This window comes from Lysinibacillus sp. SGAir0095 (assembly GCF_005491425.1).
Classification (GTDB): Bacteria; Bacillota; Bacilli; order Bacillales_A; family Planococcaceae; genus Ureibacillus.
This window is the reverse complement of the sequence record NZ_CP028083.1, coordinates 220259-246947: the sequence shown is the minus strand read 5'-3', so window position 1 is coordinate 246947 and position 26689 is coordinate 220259. Positions and strand designations below refer to the sequence as shown.

Genomic DNA, 26689 nt, shown 5'->3' with positions numbered 1-26689 from the left:
AAAAAAGTTTCTATAAATATTTTTTAAAAAAACTCTTAACTTTTTCCGTTTAAGAAGAGAAATTCACAAAATTGTACTTGAATCTTGATCATATATGGAAGGGCAGATAAGAAAAATCCAGTAATGATGAATAATAATTAATCTTCGGAATATGTTTTAACGAATCGCTTTTTCTTAAACAGCCATTAAAACTTGGCTTAACAACCTAGAAGGAGCTGAATGCTATTCTTCAATTTGTCATTCCAAAGGAAAAATACAGCTTATGTCTTGTGAATCCCAGTAAAAGAGACGTTCAAGATGTGTATTTGAAGTATTCTGGCTATGCCGTTGAGGGCTCAACTTATTACGAATTTGAACCAATTCACATGCATACAGATATACTTTATGGCGAGAGCTATGCAATTTTAGAAGAAGATAATACATGGGATGTTGATACAACATTTCAATATGAAGTTCTTTATGTTTCAGATGAAGGCATTATATTAAAGAAGTTTTATCGAAAAAAAATCGAAAATGTTCAAACGCTTGAATCCCATCCATTATTTCAATCAGCTATATGGGTAATTGAAGAAACCGCAAGCGAATACATTAATGAGGAAGATATTATTCAAATTGTTACAAGAGATGTATATGCCTCAAAAGTTCCGTCAAATAGTAGTACTTATCGATATTTAGTGGAACGAAGCGAGTTATTTGAACAATTTTTTGAAGATTTATATAGTGAAATGGATAATTATTATAACGGTGATAAACAGAACTCCCCAGAAAAGTGGGATTTCGCCAATTACCTTCAAACAGATTACGGTGTCCAATTTGAACAATCAGAAGGAGCTGACATTGTCGTATCCAACTTCTTGGGTCTAATGCGAAAATTGAACCTAACCTATCAAGAAATGGCTGAATATTTTTGTAAATATATTTTGTAAGAAATAATTGGCCTATCATTTTAGGGCCAATTTTTATTTATCATTCTTCGTGTCCTTCCTTTTTCCTCCTTCTTGTTCTAATACACCATCATTTCAACGAAATATTTCCCTCCAGTTAGCTTAGGTCAACATTGCCCTCATAAGAAATACGAAACGATATTACGCCACGACAGCTTTTCATTACACCACTTATCCCACCACCAATCTATGGCAAATAATCGATCAGGCCAGCTTTTATTGCTTGTTCTCAAACAATCCGAAAATGGATTAAATATGCTATTTTTTACTCCTTTAAACATTTTTTCTTTTGAAAATAATAATATTGTTTTGTTTTTCCTCATACGTTTTAACATAATGAAATCCGCTGTCGAAGATGAAGGAGGTTAGGGCCATTTTATACATTTTTCTTTTACTAACAGGAATTTGTTTATTTATCGCGTTGAGAAAAAAGCGCTTTGCATTTCTAGCAGTGCCTCTCGTAGCTCTTGTACTTTACATATTGGTTGAAATCATACTCGTTCCGGCTCCATTTTTTGATACCGTAAAATTCATTTTTAGCCTACAGTAAACACTCACAATCTAACCTCTTATTTCAAAGTCCATTATCACCGTTCCAATTAGTCATCTTTCTTCTTCATTTTTCCTTTGTCTACTTCTGGGCAAAGTAAAAATATAATCCTATCAAAAAGGAAGTGGGAAACTTAATTTAGAGGAAGTTACCATAATGTCCTTACAACGACGGTTTAGGAAATCGAAAACAGGGGTGATCTAGTGAAAAAAATTGAGAAAAGCAAAGCAGATGCGTACTTTCGAGAGAAAAATACCTATATGATAATTTACTTTATTATTTGGGCAATTGTTTCTTATGGTGTCGTGTTATTTGCCGAACCTTTAAGTGATATTTACTTTAACGGATTTCCATTACATTATTACATGGGAGCACAAGGTGCTTTGGCCGTGTTTATTATCTTACTGTTTGTTAATGCCATTGTAGGGGATAAAATCGACAAAAAGTACGGAATCGATCATAACAAAAACGAATCAATTGGGCGAAATTCGACTGTCGATCATTAATAACTGAATTATGAAGATAAAGGGGGATGGTTATTGGATACACAGTTTATTACTTCAATGGCAATAATTTTGGCAACATTTGCTTTATACATTTTTATTGCAGTATTTAATAAGGCAAAAGGAACTTCGGAATTTTATGTTGCCGGCCGAGGCGTTCCACCAATTTGGAACGGGATGGCAATCGGTGCGGACTGGATGAGTGCTGCTTCCTTTATCGGTATGGCCGGAACAATAATGATGCTCGGCTACGATGGATTAGCTTATATTATGGGCTGGACTGGTGGTTATTTACTTCTAACCTTCTTATTAGCTCCACAACTTAGAAAGTCTGGAAGTTATACTGTTCCTGAATTTATCGGTGACCGTTACAAGAGTAAAACCGCACTTATCATAGCAGCCATTTGTACGATGATTATTAGTTTCACCTACTCCATCGGTCAATTATCTGGATCTGGGGTTGTAATTGGTCGATTATTCGAAATTGATGCGAAGTTAGGAACAATGATTGGCGTCGTCCTAATTGCGATTTATGCGGCTTTTGGCGGAATGAAAGGGATTACATGGACACAGGTAGCACAATATATTGTTTTAATCGTTGCCTATCTTGTACCTGTTATTTTTATGTCTTTACAAATCACTGGCAACCCACTACCATGGCTATCTTATGGTGAAATTGTCGGTAAGCTTGGGGAACTCGATCGAGAATTGGGTCTATCAGAATACTTTGCACCGTTCGAAAAAGGAACCAAGTGGCAATTCCTTGCACTTATGTTTACATTGATGGCCGGTACAGCAGGCCTTCCTCACGTAATCGCTCGCTTCTATACAGTATCAACGATGAAAGCTGCACGTTGGTCAGGTGCTTGGGCATTATTATTCATCGGATTACTATACTTCTCTGCACCAGCTTATGCAGCATTCTCTCGGTTTATCTTAATGACTCAAGTGGCTGGCAGTAAAATTGCTGAACTTCCTGCATGGACGAAAACTTGGGTAGACACTGGGCTTTTAAAAGTAGCCGATACAAGTGCAGATGGAATCCTGCAATGGAATGAGTTAATTATTGCAAACGATATTGTAGTAATGGCAACTCCGGAAATAGCAAACTTAGGTGTATTTGTTATCGGTTTAGTAGCTGCTGGTGCAATGGCTGCCGCGCTTTCAACTGCAGGGGGTTTATTAATTGCGATTTCTTCGGCCTTTGCACATGATATTTACTATCGAGTTTTACGACCAACAGCGACTGATAAACAACGTTTAAATGTGGGACGTATCACAATTGTTGTAGCCACACTTCTAGCTGGTTTAGTTGCCTTGAATCCACCTGGAGCCATTACGCAAATTGTTGCTTGGGCCTTCGCAATAGCAACAGGTACATTCTTCCCTGCCTTAGTATTAGGGGTATGGTGGAAGCGTTCGAATTCAAAAGGTTTAATCTCTGGGTTAATTGTCGGCTTAGCCGTAACCTTAACGTATATATTCGCTGCAAAATATGGCGGATTTACGATTTTAGGTATTATTGATACAGGTGCTGGTGTATTCGGTGCAATCGCAGCATTTGCAACTAACATCATTGTCTCCCTTGCAACAAAACCACCTTCACAAGAAATTCAAGATGCTGTTGTCAACCTGAGATACCCTGAACAAATGACTTATAAAGACGGCGATGTCTACATGGAAGAATAGGAAAAGCACAAGCTACTTCATAACGCAGGAAGAGGACTTAACCACCATGAGGGGCTAGTGTACAGCAACTAGATATTTTCCAACGATAAAAATACCAGATTCAAGAACAATTAGTATTGTTCTTGAATCCGGTTCTTTTTATGAACTAATACATAGTATAAAACTAAAGCAACTAGTATAACAGGAACCATTGCTAAAAATAGCATACGGTATGTTGTGTGAGGTTCAATTAGTCCTAAAATAAATGGACCTACTCCTAATCCGATGTCAAGCAGTATGAAATATGTTGATGTCGCTAAACCGTAGCGATGAGGCTCAGTTGATTTTACAGCCAACGCTTGTGCAATGGAGTTCATGTTGCCGTACCCGATTCCGATTAAACCTGCTGCGACTAAAAAAAGCAACGAATTTGTCGCTTGGCTAAATAACAGCATCCCGATAGCAAATATACCTAAAGCCGGATATGCCACAATATTTGCCCCTTTTCGATCCATTAACGGCCCAGTGATTGGGCGGGTACATAGAATAGTAATCGCATAGACTAGGAAAAAGAAGCTCCCTGCTTTTACTAAATTGATACTCTCTGAATAGAATGACAGAAACGACATCACACCAGAGTAGGCAAATCCAATAAATAACACAATAATTGAGATTGGCAGCGCTTTTGGTTCGATATAGTTACTCAGTTTAAATCCTTTTTCGTTCGATTCCTCCAACGCTTTCGCAGGTGCTTTTATATTATTCAAATTCACTGTGAAATACATTAATACACAAATCACTACTAAAATAGCATTGAATATAAAAATAGAAGTAAAACTCTCGGTATATTGAGTGAGTAGTATGCCTATAAACGGGCCTATTGCCGTAGCCAGTACAGCACTCATACTAAAATAGCCTATTCCTTCACCACGTCTTGTTGGTGGAATAATTTGTGCAATTAAAGTCCCTGTTGTTGTGCCAATGATCCCTACTGCTATTCCATGCAATAAACGAATCAAGATTAATAACGGTAAATTTACAGCGATAAAATAGGCAAATGTAGTAATGAGAAATGCAATTAACCCTATTTGGAAGGTCCTTTTACTACCAATTGATGTAATAACCCGTCCAGTAATTAATCGGCCCAATAATGAGCCAACTATAAAAATACTTGAAACTAATCCCGCTGTACTTGTTGATGCACTGAATTCATCTACTGCAAACCCTGCAATAACAACAATTAACAAATAAAATATCAAAGTAACCAGAAAATTGGTCAAAGAAATCATGATAAAATTTCTGGTCCATAATGGCTCTTTTATATCCACCGTCTTACCTCTCCTTTTTTCTAACTTACTTCAATAACTTCTCCAGAATTTGACTTAGTACATCCCGAGCAATCCTTAAATCCGCCTTATTAATGCCTTCCGTCAGCTCGTTTAAATATGTAGATAACTCTTGCTCTATCGATGTATATACCTCAAAACCAAGTAGCGTTAGTTGGACAATTTTTTCTCTTTTATCGTCTCCAGCGGTAATTTCGACGTACCCAAGCTCTATCAGCTTTTGAATAATACGCGTAACACTTGGCTTTTCAACTCGCGTTTCTTTTGCCAATTCAGCTAAGGTACATGACTTTCTAATTTTGATCAAACGTAAAACTACCCACTGTGATGTATATAATTGATGCTTTGCTAATCGATTGTTCACTGAATTTACATAGGGTCTATATAAGTCTCTATAGCTATCAAAAAGTGTTGGTTCCATATCGTTCATTTTAAATCCTCCTAAATAGATAGTTACCCTAACTAACTATTTTACTGTACACCTTCTATGTCATGCTGTCTATAGTTCCATACACTATTTCCCCTTTGAAAAACATATACAGCCGATGAAACTTCTTTCATTTTTATACGTATAATAAATATAAAGAAAAATACAACAAAAATACTTTCTATTAGAGAGGACAGATAATATGTTTGATAAGATTATAAAAGGATTATTAGGTAGTGGTCATGGAAAACGTCGTCACTCTTCAAGTAGCCGTAGAAGTTATTCTAACAAACATAATTACTATGGTCATAGGCATTATAAAAAAGGCTATAAACGCAGCTCTGGCTTTTTCGGTTCTAGAAGTTCCCGCAGCTTTTTCAGTAGCTAATGGTGCTTCAATACTTTTCCGAAAAGAAATATGATCAGCTCGTAAAAGACTATATTGCAACTGAAACACCCTATCTATTTATTGAAGAAATTGGTGTCGGAGCTTACGGGGTTGCCTACTTGCTAGAAGATTCCACCACTCATAAATATGTGTTGAAACGAATGAAAACAAAGCACCGACATAAAAAAAGCATACGGCAAAAATTTGAGCAGGAAATAAAAATACTGAAAGAATTTGGGCTTCCAAATGTGCCTGCTCTAATTACGTATGGGGAAATTGAAGATATCCCATTTTATATTATGGATTATATAGAGGGAAAGACCTTTGAACAGGCTATTTTTCAAGATGGGCAATCGTTCTCACTTGAACAATCGCTCCAAATTACGAAGGAACTGCTTAAAATCATTATAGAGTTCCATAATAAAGGGATTGTCCATCGGGATTTACGAATTCCAAATATATTAATAAAGAATCACACACTTAACATTATCGATTTTGGTTTAGCGGCTTTCCTGAAAAAAGAGATGAAATTCGATGCAATAAACAACCCGAAACGAGCAGAAAATCATATTAGTGATCTTTATTTTATTGGGCATTTTCTGCTTTTTTTACTGTATTCTACATACACTCCAACCACAAAGAAAGAAAGAAGTTGGCAAGAAGAGCTACAGCTTCCAGCTGAAGTTACTGATTATCTGGAAAGATTGCTATTAATACGACCTCCATTTTCAAGTGCTGAAAACGCTCTAGAAAAGATTCCAATTGATAGTCACAACAAAAACACAATCATGTAGTAGTTTGTGTTTTTCTATTGCAAGTTTTACGTATTGCTTCTTCCATTTTTGTCTATCCTTTTAGCAAGAAAGAGATGGAGGAGTTAAATACCAATGCTACAATTCGAATCCGAACTAGAAGGAAAACATGCACAATTTGGTTATTTGCGTGACAAACTAAAAAACTATGGTTTTTGTCTTGGGGGTTACTGGGATTACGATCGTGGTTTTTTTGATGCCACTTTGTCAAAGAAAGACGGGGAAACAATTTATTTAAGATTACCCTTTGTTGTCATTAGTGGGGTGCTTGATTCTGATAGTGCACATATACAATTCAAAACGCCATATGTCATTAAACATGTAATCAATTATGGTTTAGACTTTGATGAAGGCTCCCTCCTTGAAGCAACAGGATTTAGTCAATTCCAAACTCCTGTTGACAAAGATGGAAAGATTGAAAATAAACACAAATGGGTGCAAGCTGGTGAACAAGTCGTTGAGAAGGTCCTTCAATACCTTAATTAACAATTCAAAAAAAGCCATATGGAATGTTAATACATAACTGTTCTATATGGCTTCTTCTTTACTCTTTACTAAAAAATTTCGTTACTTGATCATAGACAAATTCTGTGTTTGGAATTGCTTGATTTTTGATTCTTAAAGTGGTCATTCGATTAATCAGTCGAGCCAGGTTGTCTTCTAATGTACGATTTAAATTAAATATTACTCCATATGAGTAAACGTCCTGAAGCTCATCTTCAATCCAACGTAATTTCCCATAGACCTCAATTACTTCACCCAGTACTTTAAATTCAAATTTAAATTTCATATTGGAGTTCACTGGCAGTTTTAAATTCGATAATATTTTAATACCGGCTAAACTAAAATTTTCTATTAATACCGGTGTCGAACCGACCTGGACAACCTGATCATTTACTTCTGCAATGGTCATTTTACCATGGATGTGGAATGGTAATTCAAATCGATAGTATTTCCGATTTTCTCGCATGCCAGTTTTCTTTTTCGTCCTTTGTACTGCTTTTAAATACCCTACCTGGATTAGTTTTTCATACTTCTCCTGTGGTACAGGCTCTGAAAATAGGAAGCCTTGAATCATATCACATTCATTTTGCTTTAAAAACTCTAGCTGATCCTTTTCTTCTACTCCTTCAGCAACTACTTTCATATCCAATCGTTTTCCTAAAAATAAGATTGAAGCAATAACACCTTTATCAATTTCACTTTCACTTTTAATGTTGTTTATAAAGGTTTTGTCGATTTTAATGGTATCTGGTTTAATTTTTCTTAAATAGTCCAATGACGAATATCCTGTTCCGAAATCATCAATCGCTACTTTTACCCCTAACGCCTTCAATTCCTTTAAGATTGTTAAAACCGTTTGATCCGTTTTTATAAGCGAGCTTTCGGTAATCTCTAATTCTAAATAATGAGGATTCACCTCATATTTTTCTAATTGAGCTTGTATGAATTCTACCAAACCCTTTTTCATAAAACGAATCGGTGAGATATTTATCGAAACCGGATAGAGGCGGTAGCCCTTTTTCTTCCAATCATGAAGAATGGTACAAACTTTTTCAATTTCCCAATCTATGATTTGATTAACCATATGATTTTCTTCCGCTAATGGAATAAATTCTGCTGGCGAAATATCTCCCCATTCAGGATGCTGCCAGCGAAGGAGCACTTCTGCCCCAACAATGAACCCTTTACTCGGTTCAACTTGAGGCTGAAAATATAAGGTGAACTCGCCATTTAATAAAGCTAGTCGCATATCCCGGTCAAGGACATATTTCTTATAGGACGGAATATCTCTAGAGTGCGAAAACAATTGGTAAGTATTTTTCCCCTGTCGTTTTGCTTGATAAAGAGCAGTATGAGCATTCTCCAATAATGTTAGCCTACGCTCCCCTTCCTCAGGAAAAAAGGTAATACCGATACTTGTTGTAATATGTAATACATAATCCTGGACGGTAAAAGCCTCTTCAAAGGAGCGAAGGATTTTTTCCGCTAACTGATAAACTTCCTTTTCATCACGATAATTCTTGAAAATGATAATAAAATCATTACTATTTAATCGTGCAAGGTATCCATCTTCAGGCGTCAGCTCGGTTAGACGCAAGGCAATCTTTTTTAAGGCTTCATCGCCAATTTGATATCCTAAAGAATTATTAATGACATAGAAGCGGTCGATATCTAGATAAAAAAGAGCAAAAGTTTTGCGCTCCCTACAATCTTGATCTAGCTTTTCAAATAGACTTTTTTGATTTGGTAGTCTTGTCAAGGAATCATAGTTCGCCAAAAAATTGAGTTTTTCTTCGTTATCCATCTCGTGGGTGACATCTGTTATCATGCCGAAAATCTGAGTGACAACACCTTCTTTATTAACCCTTGGGACAATTTGCTCCAGCAACCACTTTTTTTGTCCTTTTCCATCCGTGATAGGATAAAGCATTTGAACCGTTTTCCCTTGAGCAAGCAACTCAAAATTAGTAGCCACTTCTTTTTTATGCAATGGATGGACCATCTTATTTCTTAAAGAGGGCGTTTCATATATTACTTTTAAGGGGAGATTTAGAATCGCCTCAAACCCCTTTGAAGCGTAGAGTAAGTCACCATGAATTTCCTCACGCATCCAAATTCCAGATGTTAAGTTATCAAATATATATTGAAAGCTATTAATCTCATTTATTAGCATTGTTTCTTCTATTTCCACAGGATGACTATTTAGCTCAGAATTATCTTTATTCTGTTCAGTCACCACACTATTTTCTTCGTTATTAAAAAGTCGTTTTAAAATATTCAACTTCGGTTCCTTATACCTCAAAATTCCCACTTCCTCCTACATCTATCAATAAATTGGAAATGTTTAGTTATTACCATTTTAGTATAAAAGTCACCAACGATGTATAGGTAATTATTACCTATATAAAAAAATAAAAACAACCAAACAGTCTAATTGGTTGTTTTTTAATAGGATTATTTATTCTTGTTTAGCTTAAAAATCGAAAAGCTCTACTCATTGTAGTGGGAACAACAGAGGCATGATTTTCCTCTGGCGCGATATACAACTGCTTCGCCTCACCAGTTGGGAGGTGATCATAAAAACGGATCGCGTCCTTTACCATAAACCCTTCCTGTTCACCAACAATGACAAAAACGGATCGCTGCTCTTTAAATTCAGCATTCTTTACAAAATGGAAAAGCTCTTGGTTGTTCCACCAAAGTGAAGGGCTTATTGCCAGATAGGATTGAAAGCATGATCTTTTTGTTAAATAACTCCAGAGTACAAAGTAACCAGATAAGGAATGCCCATACAATGTTTGTTTGTTTTTATCGATTGGATAACGGGAATCGATTTCAGGCTTCAACTCTTCTTCAATAAACCGGCTAAAATTTTCTGCACCACCCATGTCTTTAATATCATTCAATTTCCCTCTTGTATGCTCTGGGAAGTGGTAGGTTTTTGCTGGTGCTGTGAAGTCAAAAAACCTTCTCTTTCTCTCATCGTTTTCCTGATGGCAGATTCCTACCACAATTGCAGTGTTTACTCTTGTTTTTGGTGAGTTTCGAGATTGAATTTGAACGGTTTGCTTCGCATAATCAAAATAGCTGCGACCATCCAGTACATAGATAACCGGAAATCCTTCTTCTGGTTGTTCGCTATTAGGAACAAATACCGATACCTCATATTGATAATTAGTATTCTTTGATTCTATTTTAAAATTTCCCATTTATGCCTCCTGCAAGGATAGTGCCTTTTGTTTTATGACATCGTAACTAAAGCATATCGGAGAATTTGTTTCCTCATCATGTAAAATCTTTGCATGAATTTGAAACACTTCTTGTAGCACTTCTGTTGTAATAATTTTTTGAGGGGAACCACAATTCATAATTGTTCCTTCCCGCATAGCAATGAGTTCATGTGAATAGCGGGCAGCATGATTAATGTCATGCAGTACCATGACAATTGTACACCCATGCTTTTCATTGAGTTCTTTTACAATATTCAACACTTCCAATTGATGAGCCATATCTAAATAAGTCGTTGGTTCATCCAATAGTAAAATATTGGTCTCTTGTGCAAGAGCCATTGCAAGCCACACTCGTTGTCTTTGTCCACCTGAAAGTTGAGCTAATTCCCGATTTCTAAATTCGATTGTATGGGTTACTTCCATTGCCCATTCAATTATTTCCGAATCATTCTTTGTTAGTCGATTTACATTTTTTCTATGTGGGTATCTGCCATATGAAATAAGCTCCTCTACCTTTAACTGAGCGGGGGCAGTAGGAGATTGAGAAAGAATAGCCAACTCTTTTGCGATTTGTTTCGATGACAATTCGTCCATATTTTGCTCTTGTATATAAATCTCACCGTAATCTTTTTTTAGAATTCGTCCAATTGTTTTTAGTAGCGTCGATTTTCCACAGCCATTTGGGCCAATAATCGTTGTTACTTTCCCTTCTGGTATGGACAAATTCAAACCGTTTAAAATTAAATTGTTTTCATATCCAGAAGATAAACTTTCAATTCGAAATGCTGCTTTCATGCTCTCCCTCCTACTCTTTTGCCTTTACTAATAAATATAAGAAATACGGAATTCCAATAATGGATACAACAATTCCAACAGCTAGCTCTGATGGTGCAAAAACTGTTTTTCCAATAAAGTCAGCGATGATTAAAAGAAACGCACCTATCATTGCACTAACGGGCATGACATATTGATGTCGAATACCAACTAGTTGTTTTGCTATATGAGGTGCCATCAACCCAATAAAGCCAATACTGCCCGAAACAGAGACACAGGCACTTACTAAACCCACACTTGCTAGCAGCAGCTTTATTTTCTCTTTTTCCACATCAATCCCCAAACTCATAACGCTACTTTCTTCTAACTGAAAATAATCTAGTAAATACGCTTTTTTATAAACGTAAAAGCCCAAAATGATTAGCCAAGGCAGCATCGATACAATAAATATCCAATTCGCGTTATAAATTGATCCTGCCATCCAAACGGCTGCCGATTCATAATCTTTCTCATTCATTTTAAGGGAGACGTACAAGGAAAGTGCCCCAAAGCCACTATTAATCGCTATCCCGGTCAGGATTAATCGTTGCATATCCAGATAACGATTTTTCATAGCAAATAAGAAAATTAGTGCAGCTGCAATGGTTCCTCCAACAAATCCGAAAATAGGCATCATTAATATAGATATCCAACTTTGTATGTCTGCATCGATTAATCTGATTTGGAAAAAGAACATAAAGATTACCACGGCTGCGCCAGCACCAGCGTTTATTCCAAGAATGCCTGGGTCGGCTAATCCATTTCTTGTAATCCCCTGCAGTACAACCCCTGCCATCCCTAATCCTAATCCAACAAGCCCTGCAATAAGAATTCGTGGTAGCCGAAATTCAAATATGACTAAATCAAAGCTTTCATTACTATCGATTCTTAGCAAAGTTTTCGCAACTTCTAAAATCGACATATCAAATACACCATTTGTAATATGTAAATAACTAGCTCCGAGTATCAAAATAAGGAGCAGTAATAATGTGAAATAAAAAGTTCGGGATGATTTGTTAACCACGTTTTTCACCGCCAAATTTTCGAATTAAGAATAGGAAAAATGGTACACCAATCAATGCTGTTACAACGCCAATAGGTGTTTCGTATGGGAAGTTAATATACCTACTTACCAGGTCACAAAGAGCTAAGAAAAGAGCACCGAGAACCGCTGAACAAGGAATAATATAACGGTAATCTACTCCTACAAGAAACCTTGTGATGTGAGGGATTACTAAACCGACAAAAGCAATCTTCCCAATAAGAGCTACTGCTGTTCCTGTTAAGCAAACCACTGCCAACATACTAACCAAACGAATAATTTTTGTTTTTTGTCCTAGACCCACGGCAACCTCTTCACCTAAGGACGTAACGGTAATAGCACGTGCAGAAATAATCGCTAAGATTAGACCTAGGAAACCAAATGGAATTGAAAGTAAAAGCATATCTAAATCAACGGTATGTACTTTAGTGTTATACCAACTGCTAACTGTTTGGGATACTTGAAAATACATGGCAACAGCAGTAGCAATACTACTTAAAAATGTTCCTATAACTGTACCTATAATGGCTAAACGAACAGGAGATAACCCATTTCGAATTAATGAACCGAATCCAAAAACCAGCCCCGCTCCTATACAAGAACCTAGCATTGATAATAAAATCATTTGGTAGTTTGATAAGCCAGGAAAAAATACAATGGCTAAAGTGATAACAAATGCGGAACCATCATTTACACCCATTAAAGACGGGGAAGCTAAATAGTTACGTGTAATCCCCTGCATTACTGCTCCTGCTACAGCAAGAAATGCACCAACTAAAATAACTGCCAACGCTCTAGGTATCCGGCTAGTACGAATAATTTGATGATCGATATTATTTACCTCAAATTGAAAAATCGAATTCCAAACTGTCATAGCACTAATATCTTTTGTCCCGTATAGAATAGATATTAACGCTACTGCAAGGATGAAGATTGGTGAAGCTATTAATATAGCAAAAGGTCTAAACATGAGATTTTTCAAAGCACACACCTTTTTCTTTTGGAAGTTAATCTTAGCGTCACTAATATAAAAGAAAAACTGGCAGTAGAACTACAAAGGCTCTAGCTACCAGCACTTATTTTATTGAAGGAGGCTTTCGTAAGCCGCATCCAAGAATTTAACTTTTGACCAAGCTGTACCACCTTGTGCTAAAGGATCTATAGTATTTACCAATACTTGATCATTTTTTGCTGCTGCTAAATTAGCGAAAATTGGATTGCTTTGTAACTCTTCTAAAGCTTTTGGCGCATCCGCATTTTCTGATGTTTCAAATTGTAAAAAGATTGTATCCGGATTTACTTCAGCTAAAGTTTCTAGGGTAATTTCAGCTTGCGCTTCCGTTTGAGTAATAATTTCAGGTACTTGTGCACCTAAGTCCTCGTATAATACTGGGTTTAAATAAACATCTTTTGGATAAATGTACATTAAGCCACCACGAATACGGATAATTAAGATTTCCTTATCAACTAATTTTTCTTTAGATAAGCTTTGTGCTTCTTCAACTTTCGCTTCGTAGTCCGCAATAATTTGTTCGGCTTCCGATTCTTTTCCTCCAAGCTGTGCAAGAACTGTTAAATTCTCTTTCCAATTTGTTGAAATATGAGAATAAGGAATCATTGTTTGGATTTTATTCATCTTCTCAACAACATCTTCGCCAAATTTTGAAGTCCCGACAATAACATCCGGATCTAGAGCTAAAATACTTTCTGCATTTGGTTCTCTTTTGTCTCCAATAAGTTCGGCTCCGGCTAAATCATCTGCCAAATATGCAGGAATTTCACCACCTATTTGTAATACCCCAGCAGGTTTAATCCCTAAGATTGCTGCGTCTTCCATTGCTTCTAAACTAGCTGCGACAATCGTGTTAACTTCAGCTGGTACTGTATACTCTTCACCTAAATACGTGATTGTTTGTGTAGTTGCTTCTTTGCTTTCCTCTGCTGAAACTGGCGTTGTTTCTTCCGTAGTTTCTTTTTCGCTTTCATTAGTAGCTTCTTCTTCCGTAGATCCACAGCCAGCTAAAGCTAATGTTAATAGTGCAGCTGCACCAAATACCCAACGTCTTTTCACTTCATAACACTCCTAAATATTTAAATTTTAGTATAAGTCGACTTATGTATTTATATTGATAATGATAATCGTTTTCAATTAGAAGTCAATAGTTATTTGGAAAAGTAAAGGATATCTAATTGATTATCATTCTCAATACAATGTAATACTAGCAAATTAGTGTAGGCATAGGAATGGACAAATTTACAAATCATATGGACTTTTGCCGAAATAAAAATAGATGAAAATGCTTCAAGGAAATCTGAAGCATTTTCATAAAAGCTTTTTATACATTGTAGGTGACAAACCCGTGTGCTTTTTAAATACCCTGCTAAAATAAAAATTATCTAAATACCCTACTTTCTCTGCAACTTCTGCAACAGTTATCCCACTTCGCAGCAATTCCTTCGCCCTTCTAATTCGAATTTCCGTTAAATAGTGAATGGGGGTCAATCCAGTGTACCGTTCAAAAAGGTAGGCAAATCGTCTTCTTTCAATTCCAAGCTGCATTGCCAAATCTTGTATTGTTATTGGTCTAGAATATTGCTCATGAATTAGTCTTACCGCTAGATCCATTTGATCTACATTGTCTATTTTTTTTGAGGAGCTTACTAAAATTGTTTCGACTAATTGTAGGAAGAGTCCTTTGCATGATAATTTAGCCATATTGGTAGGTGTAATATAATTTTTCATCAGTTGATGTGTAAGTTCAGTTAGCAAACCATTTGTATCAACAGAAATGGAGAAATGCTTATTAAAATATGGATACTTACCTAAATGATTCTCTGCTATTTGATAATGGATTACTGCATATTGCCATTCATCACCACTCTGAACTTCAATATCAATGTTCATGCTTGGTCCTGCGTGGACAATCGTGTTAGCTGACATGAAATAGGGCATCCCATTCAAACTAAATGTAGCACTCCCCTTTAAAGGAATAATTAAACCGGCTAGATTTGGTGCAGTAAATCTGCCACTATCCTTGCTGCCTTTAGGCATTGAATTCATAAACATATCAACAAACATCACTGGTGCCCGAGCATAGTATTCTGTTATTTGGTTAATATTTAGATTCATTTGGAAAGCACCTTCTTGTTTACATTCTTTCAGATAAGTATAAAGCAATAAATAAAAGAATCCACCTTCCTTGGAAAGTGGATTCTCCCTTTTAACTATATTGATGTTGGTGTAATCTTGCAAAGATTCCATTGTCTGCAACTAACTCATTGTAAGAGCCGTCTTCTTCTATACCATTAGGAGTTACGACCATGACACGATCTGCATCCTTAATAGTAGCTAGTCGATGGGCAATAACAAGAGTGGTACGGTTTTCTGCTAATTCCGCTAATGACTCTTGAATAATCTTTTCAGTTTCTGTATCAAGGGCAGATGTAGCTTCGTCCAAGATAAGAATTGGTGGATTTTTTAAGAACATACGAGCAATCGCAAGCCTTTGCTTTTGTCCTCCCGAAAGCTTCAAGCCTCGTTCACCAATTTCTGTTTCTAATCCATCCGATAAATTATTAACAAATTCCTCTAAATGTGCTTTTCTTAATGCCTCGAGAATCTCATCCTCTGAAGCACCGAGTTTACCATAAGCAATATTTTCGCGAATTGTCCCAGTAAATAAGAATACATCCTGTTGGACGATTCCGATTTGGTCACGCAATGAACGTTTGGACATATCTCGAATATCTAGTCCATCGATTGAAATGGCACCACTATTTACATCATAGAATCGCGGTATTAAAGAACATATCGTTGTTTTTCCTGCACCAGATGGACCAACAAAAGCAGTCATTTCCCCAGCTCTTAACTCAAAGGAAATATCATTTAATATTACTTTGTCTCCTTCATAGCCAAAGGTAACATTTTCAAATTTAATGTCGCCATGCAAATATTCAACATCGATTGCACCCGCTTTATCTTGCACTTCGGGTTGTTCATTTAACATTTCTTGGAATCGTTTGAATCCTGCCATTCCTTTTGGATAGAGCTCAAGCAACGCACTAATTTTATCAATCGGTTTTATTAACACATTTGTGTATAGGACAAAGCTGACTAGTTCCCCGTAGGAAAGTTTTCCATTAAAGCTTAACCACGCCCCTACTACTAGAACGGCTAATGTTAGCAGCCTTGTCATCATGTAGATTCCTGAATGTGTACCAGACATTACTTTATATCCCATTAATTTCGCTGTCTTAAACAACCCGTTTTGTTCGCGGAAGCGTTTCATTTCAAACTTTTCGTTTGTAAATGATTGGACAACACGGATTCCAGAAACACTATCTTCAATTCGACCATTTACATCAGCAATCTTGCCATACATCTCTTTCCAAGCTGCATTCATTTTTTTATTGCTATATGTAACAATCCAAATTAAGAATGGCACAGCAACTAGCGCGACGAAAGCTAAAGTTGGATTGACGTTGAACATAATCGCAAATGCCCCGATGAACGTCATAATTGCAATGAAAAAGTCTTCCGGTCCATGATGAGCGAATTCTCCAATATCGAACAGATCATTTGTAATACGACTCATTAAATGTCCTGTTTTATTATTATCGAAGAAACGGAAGGATTGCTTTTGAAGATGGTTAAATAAATCCTGTCGCATATCTGTTTCAATATTGATACCCAGTTTATGTCCAAGGTAGTTTACGATGAAGTTTAAAACCGTACTAATGACAAATACAAATAGTAATAAAATACTTACCTTTACGATCATTCCCCATTCGTTCGTTGGAAGTAAATCATCGATAAACCATTGGACTGCCATTGGAAACGCTAATTCTAAAATGGCTACAATGATTGCACTCGAAAAATCGACTATAAATAGCCGCTTATGCGGTTTATAATAGGCAAAAAACTTGGAAAGCATAGAAGTCTCCTCTCATTTCGGTTTACGAAGTATAGTTTCTTATTTTAACCTATCTACAATTGAAATGTTAGAAAAAGTTAGGTTAATCTTAGAATTTTTACAAGCTGCTCACTTAAATAGCCTGCCTTTTGCTGAAAGTCATCATTATACCATTGAATGATTAATCCTAAAATAGCATTCGCCGCATAAGAAGCCTGAAAATCTGAGTCAATATCTTCTTCAATTTTATGGTCTTTTTCTAGGTTGCCCGTTAATAGACTTTTAACCTCTTCAAGCAATAAATAGTAATAAGTAAGTGGTACATTTTTGGACAATATTATACGATAATATTCTTTATATTTTTCAACATGGTGGAAAATTCGTACTGTCGATGGATTTAATTCTTTAGGATTAAGCTTTGCCACATGTCGATATGGCTCCTGATAGGAATTTGCCAAGTCATCCATGATTTCTTTAAAGTATTCTTCAAATAATTCTCCTACTTGTGTGTAATGTAAATAAAAAGTGCCTCTATTCACCTTCGCAATTCGACAAATTTCAGAAATTGAAATGGCTTCTAAAGGTTTATTTTTTAATAATGTTAGTAAAGCTATATGAAGTGCTTCCTTCGTCTTCACAACTCTTAAATCAATTTGACCCAATTTTTTCACCCCTTCTTGAACAAAAAAGTCAGAATGTGTTCATTACTAAACAGTATACTCTTTTTTGCTGATTGAAAGCGTTTACTTGTTTCATTTATAATTTTTATTGTACAACTGTTCAATAATTTAATTCGGGAGGTTTTTTTATGAGATTACAGGACAAAGTAGCAATTGTTACAGGAGCAGCTTCAGGTATGGGGAAAGCAATCGCTGAAACTTATGCTAAAGAAGGTGCAAAGGTTGTTGTATCTGATTACAATTTCGAGGGTGCACAAGCTGTAGCAGATAGCATTAAAGCTGCTGGTGGAGAAGCAATTGCAAACCGTACAAACGTCGCTGAATTAGCTGATTTAGAAAACCTATTTGCTGAAACGAAAGCAGCATTCGGTAAACTAGACATTTTAGTAAACAATGCTGGGATCATGGACGGCATGGAACCTGTTGGTGAAATTTCAGATGAAAAATGGGATCGCGTATTTGCAGTAAACACGACTGGTGTTATGCGTGCAATGCGTATCGCTACAAATATCTTTTTAGAACAAGGCCACGGGGTTATCGTGAACAACATCTCTGCAGGTGGTTTACGTGGAGCTCGTGCTGGTGCAGCATATACTGCCTCTAAACACGCCGTAACTGGATTAACTAAAAATACAGCATATATGTATGCTAACTCTGGTATCCGTTGTAACGGAATTGCACCAGGTGGCGTTATGACAAACATCCAATCTTCTATGACAAATGTTTCTGAGTTCGGTGCAGGTCGTCAAGGTACAGGCCTTGGTACTATGCCTCGTGCAGGTCAACCCGAAGAAATTGCACAACTTGCATTATTCTTAGGTTCTGACGAGTCGAGCTTTGTAAATGGTCAAGTAATCGCAGCAGACGCTGGTTGGACTGCTTATTAATTTTTTATATCTTGAGAGGGATCCATTGAATATGGTCCCTCTTATTTGTTTAATGAATCCATCCCCTAAAAGAACCTTATCAAATGAAAAAACATTGCAATATACATTTCCCATAGGACAGCATGTACAATGCTTCTACTGCTTTGTAGTCAGCTATTCCTGCTGCCTTAGCTGCAATTTCTGTAAAGCGTACGATATTATTCACAACTGACAGTAAGAGAACCATCTGAAGTCTGCACCTGCCCCATAGCTTTCTGCAATTCCTTTTGCAAGTTCTCGACTAGAATAGAGCTTCTCCTAATCTTCTTTCAACTTTATAAAAATTAAACTACTATCTATATTTCTTCTAATTCTAAATACCGATAAAGGGTTGATTTGCTTATACCGGTTTCATTTTTGATTTCAAGTAATGTGTAATTACCTGAATGATACATCGCAATAGCCTTTTTTATATTGTCGTCTGATTTTTTAGGCCGACCAATCGTTTTTCCCTGTTCTTTTGCATTGGCGATTCCAAGGATGGTTGATTGTTTAACGATATCAGATTGGAAGATAAGTAGATGCTCCAACATTTCAGCTAACGTGAAATTTAATACTCTTTTGCTATCTATCCCTTCCCCTATAAACTGAATGGTTACTCCATCTTTTTCACATAATTTTAGTAGTTCCATAAGGTGTCTTGTTGTATCAGCTATTGCAAACATTCGTTCAACAATAATACTATCGCCTTTTCGCAAGGCCATTAACATTCGCTCAAGTTCCACTCTTTTTTTCGGTAACCCATGTAATTCTTGAAAAATCTCTTCACAATCTTGAAGACGCTTTAACTGAATTTCGCAATATTCATCGTTATATAAAGGGCGTAAATACCCATAAATCATACTATTTACTCCTCTCCCATTCCCAAAAAGGTTCCTTTTTAGGAATAAAAGTGTTATGATAACCAAAGAATTTTTAAAAGTAAAGGAGACTTCCATGCAAAGTTTACAACAACAATGGTTCGGCAATATCCGCGGCGATATTTTATCTGGAATTGTCGTAGCACTTGCACTTATTCCGGAAGCCATTGCGTTTTCCATTATCGCTGGTGTTGATCCAATGGTTGGTCTATATGCATCCTTCACGATGGCTGTCATTATAGCATTTGCCGGTGGACGCCCTGGGATGATATCAGCAGCTACAGGAGCGATGGCATTAGTAATGGTCCCGTTGGTTCGGGATTACGGTTTAGAATATTTATTTGCTGCAACCCTTTTAACTGGGGTCATTCAAATACTCTTTGGTGTTCTAAAAGTAGCCAAGTTAATGAAGTTTATCCCGAACGCTGTCATGATTGGATTTGTAAACTCATTAGCGATTTTAATCTTTATGGCACAGGTCCCACATTTTGTCGGTATATCAACGATGACTTATGTCTTTGTAGGAATAACTTTAATACTTGTTTATACATTACCACGTTTTATAAAAGTGATTCCAGCACCGCTTATCGCAATTGTTGCATTAACAGTTGTTGCAATATTTAGTGGTGTAAATTTGAGAACCATTGGTGATTTAGGAACGATTACTCAAACTCTGCCATCATTTATTATTCCGGATGTTCCCTTCAGTCTAGAAACATTTAAAATTATATTTCCTTTCTCCATTTCACTTGCCATTGTGGGTTTAGTGGAATCCTTGTTAACCTCTCAAATAGTTGATGACATGACTGGAACTGAGAGCAACAAAAATCAAGAGGCAAGAGGACAAGGGATTGCCAATATTGTCACAGGATTATTTGGTGGAATGGCTGGTTGTGCGATGATTGGTCAATCCGTTATTAATGTAAAGTCTGGTGGACGAGGTCGATTATCTACATTAGTTGCAGGTTTATTCCTTATGTTTTTAATTCTTGTATTAGGTGAATTAGTAGTGAAAATTCCGATGCCGGTTTTGGTTGGAATTATGATTATGGTATGTATCGGAACTTTCGATTGGTCTTCGTTTAAGTATCTGGTTATTGCGCCACGTACAGACGCCTTAGTTATGCTTACGACAGTAGTAATTGTCGTTTGGACACATGACCTTTCAAAAGGTGTTATTGCTGGAGTGGTTTTAAGCGCCGTATTCTTTGTAGTCAAAATATCATCCATAAAAATCACGCAAGAAAATCATCGTTTTATTGTGAATGGGCAACTTTTCTTTGCTTCAACTGACTCTTTCATCGACTACTTTAAATATAATGAATTTAAAAGCGAGTCCATTCAAATTGACTTTTCAAATAGCCGAATTTGGGATGATTCTGGTGTTGGTGCACTAGTAAAAGTACAAGAACTTTTAAAAGAAAGAGGGCTTAAAGTGGAGGTTGTCGAACTAGATGCTTCCAGTAAGAAAATCATATCAAAACTAGAAAGCTTATCTTCATCACATTAGGAGGGGAATTGCGTTGTACAAATACATTTTACTTGCTGCTGATGGATCTGAAAATGCCGTCCGTGCTACAAAGGAAGCGATTAAAGTGGCTTTATGTAACGCGGATTCAATCATTGAGGTAGTCTATGTGATAGACTACGATAAATCGAAATCTGAAGTGTTACATTCAAGCTCTACTGAAGCTTTATTTTTGGAGCGACGCAAAAAAATATCTAAAGTCGAACAAACACTTAAAGAATCAAATGTATCGTACAAAGTGACTTTTTTACATGGTACACCGGGTCCTGAAATCGTTAAATATGCCAATGAACACCAGGTAGAATTAGTTGTCATTGGCAGTCGCGGTTTAAATGGATTACAGGAGATGGTGCTGGGGAGTGTGAGTCATAAAGTCATGAAACGCGTTAACTGCCCTGCATTAATTGTAAAATAAAGTGAAAAAGCATCTCTGTAAACACATGATCATGAGATGCTTTTTATTTTAAATCATTTATTTAAATACCTGTTTAACCATTGTTCCGTTGTTATTATAAACCCGCACTTCTGCATATGCTCCGTTAATAAGGGTAAGCTGAGGCGGCATATGTCCACAATCAATATCATACGCAATGGGCACATTAATTTCTTCAGCAAGCTCCAGATAGATATCTAATATATGATAATCACTCGCTGTTTCATTTGCTGCACTTCTTCCAAAAAGAATTCCACTGCAATTTTCAAACCATCCAGCTAATTTCATCTGAACAAGTGATCTACGTAGATCTGGTACCGACAATTCACAGTTTTCAAAGTACCAGACGATTGGCTCATTGTTTATGTATTTTTGTTGGAACTGCGCTACATCCCCAAAAGGCGTGCCGACTAAATGACGAATGACATCAATACATCCACCAAGTAAACGCCCTTTAATCAACATTGGCCTATTTTTAATGGTTTTCCATTTAGTAGGTTCCGTTAGATGATAAACCCAGTCCGTTACATAATCGTGCTGCCATCTGAGTTGATACATTTCAGATGGATATTGGATGATTTCCTCTCCCTTTTTTGTGAATAGAACTTTTTCCCACATGGCTGTTGTAGAGTCGGATATTTGTCCACGTAAATCAATCAAATTTGGACCATGTGCTGTTGCAATTCCTGTATTTAATGTTATAGCAAATAACAATGTACTTATATCTGAATATCCAAGTATCCATTTAGGCTTGATACTTTTAAAATCAATATGCTCCAAAATTTCGATCAATAATTCTCCGCCCCAAGGTGGATATATTAACTGGACAGCGTCATCTTGCAGCATCTGGTTCAGTTCGTCTGCCCTCGTTTTTGCGGGTGCTGATTTTAACTTATATTCAGTCCAACAGGTTTGTCCTATTAAGAACTCATAGCCTTTCTTTTTCATTCGATACACTGCCTCTTCCAATAAGGAGTGCTGTTCCAAATGTAATCCAGATGAAGGTGCAGTAACACCAATCTTTACTGGTTCACTTAAATGTGGATAACGAATCATATTTCATAGCCCCATTTCGTCTAAAAATACTTTTGTCTTATTATCATATTACCAACTCCATCTATTTAGGTATGGATAATAAAATAAAGCCGATTTCTTAGCTGAAATCGGCTTAGGCTATTGAAAAGTACTCACGTAGGTCGGTTGCCTCGTTCGTTCGCAATCGGCTACTCTAACAAGCGTTTTCAAGATAGCTTGGGTATTCTTTCTTTATAGTTTTACCTAAAATTAGAATTACTCTTCTTCATCTGCTCTATTCATATCCGTTGTTCCATCTGTACCAGTACCAGTTGTACCACCAGTCGTACCATTTGTTGTACCACCTGTTGTATTATCAGTACCACCCATGCCATCTTCTGTATCTAATACTTCATCGTCACCGACAGTATTATTATTAGTACCAGTACCGTTGTTTGTACCTTCATTTAGATTATTTGTACCTTCATCGTGTACGTCTTCATTTATAATTTCGTCATTTTGCGCTTCATCTGTCAAGCCACACCCAACTAAAGCTCCTGCAAAAAGAAACAAGAATGGAATCGCTAATAATTTTTTCAACACATTTTCCCTCCTAATCGTAATAAAATTAGAATGCGTTGTTTTTAGGAGGTTATACTATTTTTTTTAAAATTCTTCTCCATAAATTGCGACAATTTGACGCACAATAAGAAACTCTTGACCATTCCAATGCAGAAGATTTTCAACATAACCTAATCCATCGGCATGATAACGACCTGCAATTTGCTGCAGTCCGAGCAAATCATATTTACCATTTCGCGCAACATCAATTGGATAAAGGGCACTAATTGGATCTACCCATCCTTCTATTGGTTGTTTTAAAGTTCCATTTGCATTATAGATTTCATTTAGGTATTCTGCCCCTTTATAACGCAGATCTAGGGTATATTTTTTTCTTGGATTTCCACTGTACACGTTGACGCTATAATTATTTTGGTAATGCACCTTATATGGATGCTGCTCATTAAATTGGATGGAATCAAATATTTTAGTCATTCTTCCTTGGATAAATGAGTATACGTACGCAAAGATAATACCTCCACTCCCGCCAGAATCCATGACAATGAAAATGTCTTTTACTCCATTTCCAGTTAAATCCCCTAACCAGATTGTTGGCTCATAACCTGCATTTTCAGGAAGAGGGAACGTCTGATATTGATTTGTTTGACCATTTTTAAGTATAAGCTGAATATTTGTTATATACGGGCTATCAGGTTGTTGGGTACCGATTAAATACACCCAATCTGGATAGCCATCCCCCGTAACATCACCAACCTGGCTTGCTACAACTGTTTGACCTGAGGAAAGAGGGATACCGGGAACCCTTCTCCAATTAAATTGATTGTTCATCTTCATTCTCCTCGCCCATCATATTCTTCTACTTATTAAATGAGACCAGACAAGGAAAAGTGTCATGAGTCTTTTTCAAAACTAAGTTCCATGAGTATTAAAATTAATCGGAATATGAAAAAAACCTCCGTAGACGAAGGTTTAACGTTTATTTATCCAAGAAAAAATAATGGCGATTATTATTGCAAAGCCTAAATAGCCCATTAGTGAATATACTTTACCTACCAACGTAGTAAAGCCTACAAAGCTAGCCATAAAACCAATTGCCCCTAACATAATGACAATTGGTTTATAGGTTGGGTCCTTTCTTGGTACAAATCGGACAATAAATGAATAGAAAAGACCGACTGCCGTATTATAAATCATACCTAACAGTGCAATAGCCATTAGAATTCCAATTATCGGATGCATATTCGAGGCAATCTCAAGAATCGGCAAATCTTTACCAGATATAACATCCATTTTAGCTAACATCGCCACATTAATAAAAATAATTAAGATACCAAGCATGATTCCGCCGATAATCCCACCGAATCCTGCAACCCTTCGACTACTTGCTGTACTGCCAATAACCGTCATCATCGCTACACTCGTTGCAATATTATAGGAAACGTAAAGAAGGGCACCCATTAACCAATTGGGAGCTGCCACACGTTGGTGCTGAGCCAACATATTTTGTTCTGCCAAAGTTAGATCCATTGTGAGAATCGAGTAAATGGCAATAATCAGCATAATGCCCAGCAAATATGGTGTTGCTAGGGCAATGACATGAATAATATTTTTTACATCCAACATTAAAGTGAGAACCGTAATGACTACCATAAATAGGCTGCCGATAATAGGGTCTATGCCTAGTATTTGATATAACGCAGCTCCGGCTCCGGCAAACATCGCCACTATTATGGCAAATAAAAAGAAAGTGATTAATAAGTCCAAAATAGATCCAATTGAACGTCCTGCTATGTGATAAACAACAGCTTTATGAGATGTAGTATGTAGTTCATAGCCTAATTGAGCTATATTCATTCCTAAAAATGCAAAGCCAATCATTGCTACGATGGCACCCATGATTCCATAAACACCAAAGCCAGTAAAAAATTGCATGATTTCTTGGCCAGAAGCAAAGCCGCCACCAACAACTAAACCGACAAATGCGCCACCAATTTGAAAACTCTTTTTCACCAATTCCCTCTTTTCTAAAATTGGTCAATCATATATTCCAAGCTTTCATTGATATGATCTCTCTTTTATACATACGCCTAGTGTTGTAATTAAATGTTATTCAAATTTCGACGAAAAAAATACAGGAGACAATTGAAGTCCTCCTGCCATTTTCATCTCTATTTATATGTTTTACTAGTTACTGTGTATTTCTCAATTGCTTCTAAATTCGGTTTAAAGCCAATCCCGATTTCTTGCGGGACCAAGATGTATCCGTCCTCAACAATAACCTCGGGCTTAATAATATCTTGCTCCCAATAATGGCTTGAACCTGCAGTATCACCTGGCATAACAAAGTTAGATAGTGAAGTTAACGCGATATTATGTGCTCGTCCAATTCCGGATTCTAGCATGCCGCCGCACCAAACGGGTATACCCTTTTCTTCACAATAATCATGGATTCTTTTCGCTTCCGAAATTCCTCCAACACGGCCAATTTTAATATTGATAACGCCACAGCTTCCTAATTCAATTGCTTTCCTCACATCTTCCAATGATTGGATACTTTCATCTAAACAAATTGGTGTTTTGATTTGTTTTTGTAATACAGCATGGTCAATAATATCATCCGATGCAAGGGGTTGTTCGATCATCATTAAGTTAAATTCATCCAATTGTTTAAAAATATCAATATCCTCTAACGTATACGCCGAATTTGCATCGGCCATCATTGGCGTATCCGGGAAGTGTTCCCGAAGAACACGCATCAACTCGATGTCCCAGCCTGGCTTGATTTTTAGTTTAATCCGTTTATAACCGCTCTTTATAGCCTTATCCACAACGTCTATTTGTTTTTCAATCGACCCTTGAATCCCTAAGCTAATTCCTACTTCAATTTTCTCTTTTTTACCACCTAAGGCGTGTGCCAATGACTGATTTGTCTGTTGGGTAAAAATATCCCAGAATGCCCCTTCAATTGCGGACTTAGCCATATTATTTTTTCGAATTCCTTTGAATAACTCCAAAATTTCATCAGGATGTTGTATTTCTTTATTTAAAATCATAGGAATTAAAAAATCCTCAAGCATATGCCAATTAGTTTTCAATGTTTCTTCGGTATACCATGGGGTATCAAAGGCAACGGATTCTCCAAAACCAATTGTCCCCTGCTCATCTGTTACCTCCAATAAGAGAAATTCTTTATTAACAAAGGTGCCAAAGCTTGTAGAGAAGGGATTTTTGAGTTTCATTTTCAAATGCCTAATGGTAACTTCTTTTATTTTCATAGATATCCTCATTCCTTTAAGTACGTTCAATTAGTTCTCTTTTTAATGAAAACATAGTGACGTACGTTTTTTCTTATTTTTTAACGAACGGCAACATAGCCAATTGAAAATAGTGATTATTCAGGAACCGTTTTTTATTCGCCCATCTAAGCAAGTCTCAGATCTGTTGCTCTTATCAGCTGATTATTTTGTGTTACTGGTAATAAATATACACCTTCCTCAAGGTTAAGGTGAAAATTCAACTATGCAAG

The 26689-nt window shown here is 36.6% G+C and carries 26 protein-coding genes; 8 read left to right on the top strand and 18 right to left on the bottom strand.

The features are described from left to right. The first annotated feature begins 299 nt into the window (after positions 1 to 299). The 3 genes from C1N55_RS01130 (at position 300) to C1N55_RS01115 (ending at position 3686) form a co-directional block, all read left to right on the top strand. Entirely contained in the window at positions 300 to 926 is a 627-nt protein-coding gene (locus C1N55_RS01130; protein ID WP_168193766.1) for a hypothetical protein, read from the top strand. A gap of 771 nt (positions 927 to 1697) precedes the next feature. After that, a complete protein-coding gene (locus tag C1N55_RS01120) occupies positions 1698 to 2000 on the top strand; it encodes a DUF4212 domain-containing protein (protein WP_137727113.1) in 303 nt (100 codons plus the stop codon). Positions 2001 to 2033: 33 nt separating this feature from the next. Further along, on the top strand, positions 2034 to 3686 hold the full coding sequence (locus C1N55_RS01115) for a sodium:solute symporter family protein (RefSeq protein ID WP_137727112.1): 1653 nt from the start codon (positions 2034 to 2036) through the stop codon (positions 3684 to 3686). Positions 3687 to 3796: 110 nt separating this feature from the next. Here C1N55_RS01115 and C1N55_RS01110 read toward each other — a convergent pair whose 3' ends face one another. Together C1N55_RS01110 and C1N55_RS01105 are read right to left on the bottom strand one after the other, a co-directional pair. Next, positions 3797 to 4954, bottom strand: a complete 1158-nt coding sequence (locus C1N55_RS01110; protein ID WP_137730484.1) for an MFS transporter — start codon at positions 4952 to 4954, stop codon at positions 3797 to 3799. A gap of 64 nt (positions 4955 to 5018) precedes the next feature. Next, positions 5019 to 5441 carry a MarR family winged helix-turn-helix transcriptional regulator gene (locus tag C1N55_RS01105; protein ID WP_137727111.1) on the bottom strand — a complete coding sequence of 141 codons (423 nt, stop codon included), beginning with the start codon at positions 5439 to 5441 and terminating at the stop codon, positions 5019 to 5021. Between the two features lie 387 nt (positions 5442 to 5828). Here C1N55_RS01105 and C1N55_RS01095 point away from each other — a divergent pair, with 387 nt between their 5' ends. Together C1N55_RS01095 and C1N55_RS01090 are read left to right on the top strand one after the other, a co-directional pair. Further along, positions 5829 to 6620 (top strand): serine/threonine protein kinase, encoded by a 792-nt coding sequence (locus C1N55_RS01095; protein WP_370452562.1) that lies wholly within the window; start codon positions 5829 to 5831, stop codon positions 6618 to 6620. Between the two features lie 93 nt (positions 6621 to 6713). Beyond that, positions 6714 to 7124 carry a YugN family protein gene (locus C1N55_RS01090; protein WP_137727108.1) on the top strand — a complete coding sequence of 137 codons (411 nt, stop codon included), beginning with the start codon at positions 6714 to 6716 and terminating at the stop codon, positions 7122 to 7124. A 58-nt stretch (positions 7125 to 7182) separates the two neighbouring features. Here C1N55_RS01090 and C1N55_RS01085 read toward each other — a convergent pair whose 3' ends face one another. From C1N55_RS01085 to C1N55_RS01045, 9 genes are all read right to left on the bottom strand, one after another. Beyond that, the gene (locus C1N55_RS01085; protein ID WP_168193765.1) at positions 7183 to 9444 is read right to left on the bottom strand and encodes a sensor domain-containing protein; all 2262 of its coding nucleotides are present in this window, start codon (positions 9442 to 9444) and stop codon (positions 7183 to 7185) included. 166 nt (positions 9445 to 9610) lie between these two features. Then, positions 9611 to 10351 (bottom strand): alpha/beta hydrolase, encoded by a 741-nt coding sequence (locus C1N55_RS01080; RefSeq protein ID WP_137727106.1) that lies wholly within the window; start codon positions 10349 to 10351, stop codon positions 9611 to 9613. Further along, entirely contained in the window at positions 10352 to 11167 is an 816-nt protein-coding gene (locus tag C1N55_RS01075; protein ID WP_137727105.1) for an ABC transporter ATP-binding protein, read from the bottom strand. 10 nt (positions 11168 to 11177) lie between these two features. Continuing rightward, a complete protein-coding gene (locus tag C1N55_RS01070) occupies positions 11178 to 12209 on the bottom strand; it encodes a FecCD family ABC transporter permease (RefSeq protein WP_137727104.1) in 1032 nt (343 codons plus the stop codon). Then, positions 12202 to 13197: a FecCD family ABC transporter permease gene (locus C1N55_RS01065; protein ID WP_137727103.1), complete on the bottom strand. Its 996-nt coding sequence runs from the start codon at positions 13195 to 13197 to the stop codon at positions 12202 to 12204. The genes C1N55_RS01070 and C1N55_RS01065 overlap by 8 nt, the downstream gene beginning before the upstream one ends. A 111-nt stretch (positions 13198 to 13308) precedes the next feature. Further along, positions 13309 to 14298: an ABC transporter substrate-binding protein gene (locus tag C1N55_RS01060; protein ID WP_137727102.1), complete on the bottom strand. Its 990-nt coding sequence runs from the start codon at positions 14296 to 14298 to the stop codon at positions 13309 to 13311. A 252-nt stretch (positions 14299 to 14550) separates the two neighbouring features. After that, positions 14551 to 15357, bottom strand: coding sequence for a helix-turn-helix domain-containing protein (locus C1N55_RS01055; protein WP_168193764.1), 807 nt, complete (start codon positions 15355 to 15357; stop codon positions 14551 to 14553). A gap of 91 nt (positions 15358 to 15448) precedes the next feature. Beyond that, positions 15449 to 17161, bottom strand: a complete 1713-nt coding sequence (locus C1N55_RS01050; protein WP_137727100.1) for an ABC transporter ATP-binding protein — start codon at positions 17159 to 17161, stop codon at positions 15449 to 15451. A gap of 77 nt (positions 17162 to 17238) precedes the next feature. Beyond that, the gene (locus tag C1N55_RS01045) at positions 17239 to 17802 is read right to left on the bottom strand and encodes a TetR/AcrR family transcriptional regulator (RefSeq protein WP_137727099.1); all 564 of its coding nucleotides are present in this window, start codon (positions 17800 to 17802) and stop codon (positions 17239 to 17241) included. A gap of 146 nt (positions 17803 to 17948) precedes the next feature. On the opposite strand from C1N55_RS01045, the gene C1N55_RS01040 reads away from it, so the two are divergent. Continuing rightward, positions 17949 to 18707, top strand: a complete 759-nt coding sequence (locus tag C1N55_RS01040; RefSeq protein WP_137727098.1) for an SDR family oxidoreductase — start codon at positions 17949 to 17951, stop codon at positions 18705 to 18707. Between the two features lie 79 nt (positions 18708 to 18786). Here C1N55_RS01040 and C1N55_RS20385 read toward each other — a convergent pair whose 3' ends face one another. Together C1N55_RS20385 and C1N55_RS01035 are read right to left on the bottom strand one after the other, a co-directional pair. Further along, positions 18787 to 18933, bottom strand: a complete 147-nt coding sequence (locus C1N55_RS20385) for a hypothetical protein (RefSeq protein ID WP_168193763.1) — start codon at positions 18931 to 18933, stop codon at positions 18787 to 18789. Between the two features lie 109 nt (positions 18934 to 19042). After that, on the bottom strand, positions 19043 to 19588 hold the full coding sequence (locus tag C1N55_RS01035; RefSeq protein WP_137727097.1) for a recombinase family protein: 546 nt from the start codon (positions 19586 to 19588) through the stop codon (positions 19043 to 19045). A gap of 94 nt (positions 19589 to 19682) precedes the next feature. Between C1N55_RS01035 and C1N55_RS01030 the strand changes: the two genes are divergently transcribed. Continuing rightward, positions 19683 to 21116, top strand: coding sequence for a SulP family inorganic anion transporter (locus C1N55_RS01030; protein ID WP_137727096.1), 1434 nt, complete (start codon positions 19683 to 19685; stop codon positions 21114 to 21116). A 13-nt stretch (positions 21117 to 21129) separates the two neighbouring features. Then, positions 21130 to 21549 (top strand): universal stress protein, encoded by a 420-nt coding sequence (locus tag C1N55_RS01025; RefSeq protein WP_137727095.1) that lies wholly within the window; start codon positions 21130 to 21132, stop codon positions 21547 to 21549. A gap of 57 nt (positions 21550 to 21606) precedes the next feature. On the opposite strand, the gene C1N55_RS01020 is transcribed toward C1N55_RS01025, so the two are convergent. The 5 genes from C1N55_RS01020 to menC all read right to left on the bottom strand — a co-directional run bounded on the left by C1N55_RS01020 (position 21607) and on the right by menC (position 26438). Continuing rightward, positions 21607 to 22623, bottom strand: coding sequence for a S66 family peptidase (locus C1N55_RS01020; protein WP_137727094.1), 1017 nt, complete (start codon positions 22621 to 22623; stop codon positions 21607 to 21609). A 234-nt stretch (positions 22624 to 22857) separates the two neighbouring features. After that, positions 22858 to 23181, bottom strand: coding sequence for a hypothetical protein (locus C1N55_RS01015; protein WP_137727093.1), 324 nt, complete (start codon positions 23179 to 23181; stop codon positions 22858 to 22860). A 66-nt stretch (positions 23182 to 23247) separates the two neighbouring features. Continuing rightward, positions 23248 to 23991 (bottom strand): VCBS repeat-containing protein, encoded by a 744-nt coding sequence (locus C1N55_RS01010; RefSeq protein WP_137727092.1) that lies wholly within the window; start codon positions 23989 to 23991, stop codon positions 23248 to 23250. Between the two features lie 141 nt (positions 23992 to 24132). After that, positions 24133 to 25173 carry a YkvI family membrane protein gene (locus C1N55_RS01005; protein ID WP_137727091.1) on the bottom strand — a complete coding sequence of 347 codons (1041 nt, stop codon included), beginning with the start codon at positions 25171 to 25173 and terminating at the stop codon, positions 24133 to 24135. A 158-nt stretch (positions 25174 to 25331) separates the two neighbouring features. Further along, a complete protein-coding gene (menC, locus tag C1N55_RS01000; protein WP_137727090.1) occupies positions 25332 to 26438 on the bottom strand; it encodes an o-succinylbenzoate synthase in 1107 nt (368 codons plus the stop codon). Between the last annotated feature and the right edge of the window lie 251 nt (positions 26439 to 26689).

What these genes read in the sequence shown, in the direction of transcription:
- C1N55_RS01050 (WP_137727100.1), bottom strand. Translation starts at nt 17,161, where the DNA reads ATGCTTTCCAAGTTTTTTGCCTATTATAAACCGCATAAGCGGCTATTT.
- C1N55_RS20385 (WP_168193763.1), bottom strand. Translation starts at nt 18,933, where the DNA reads ATGGTTCTCTTACTGTCAGTTGTGAATAATATCGTACGCTTTACAGAA.
- C1N55_RS01040 (WP_137727098.1), top strand. Translation starts at nt 17,949, where the DNA reads ATGAGATTACAGGACAAAGTAGCAATTGTTACAGGAGCAGCTTCAGGT.
- C1N55_RS01065 (WP_137727103.1), bottom strand. Translation starts at nt 13,197, where the DNA reads ATGTTTAGACCTTTTGCTATATTAATAGCTTCACCAATCTTCATCCTT.
- C1N55_RS01010 (WP_137727092.1), bottom strand. Translation starts at nt 23,991, where the DNA reads ATGAACAATCAATTTAATTGGAGAAGGGTTCCCGGTATCCCTCTTTCC.
- C1N55_RS01080 (WP_137727106.1), bottom strand. Translation starts at nt 10,351, where the DNA reads ATGGGAAATTTTAAAATAGAATCAAAGAATACTAATTATCAATATGAG.
- C1N55_RS01030 (WP_137727096.1), top strand. Translation starts at nt 19,683, where the DNA reads ATGCAAAGTTTACAACAACAATGGTTCGGCAATATCCGCGGCGATATT.
- C1N55_RS01090 (WP_137727108.1), top strand. Translation starts at nt 6,714, where the DNA reads ATGCTACAATTCGAATCCGAACTAGAAGGAAAACATGCACAATTTGGT.
- C1N55_RS01075 (WP_137727105.1), bottom strand. Translation starts at nt 11,167, where the DNA reads ATGAAAGCAGCATTTCGAATTGAAAGTTTATCTTCTGGATATGAAAAC.
- C1N55_RS01020 (WP_137727094.1), bottom strand. Translation starts at nt 22,623, where the DNA reads ATGATTCGTTATCCACATTTAAGTGAACCAGTAAAGATTGGTGTTACT.
- C1N55_RS01055 (WP_168193764.1), bottom strand. Translation starts at nt 15,357, where the DNA reads ATGAATCTAAATATTAACCAAATAACAGAATACTATGCTCGGGCACCA.
- C1N55_RS01110 (WP_137730484.1), bottom strand. Translation starts at nt 4,954, where the DNA reads ATGATTTCTTTGACCAATTTTCTGGTTACTTTGATATTTTATTTGTTA.
- C1N55_RS01035 (WP_137727097.1), bottom strand. Translation starts at nt 19,588, where the DNA reads ATGATTTATGGGTATTTACGCCCTTTATATAACGATGAATATTGCGAA.
- C1N55_RS01105 (WP_137727111.1), bottom strand. Translation starts at nt 5,441, where the DNA reads ATGAACGATATGGAACCAACACTTTTTGATAGCTATAGAGACTTATAT.
- menC (WP_137727090.1), bottom strand. Translation starts at nt 26,438, where the DNA reads ATGAAAATAAAAGAAGTTACCATTAGGCATTTGAAAATGAAACTCAAA.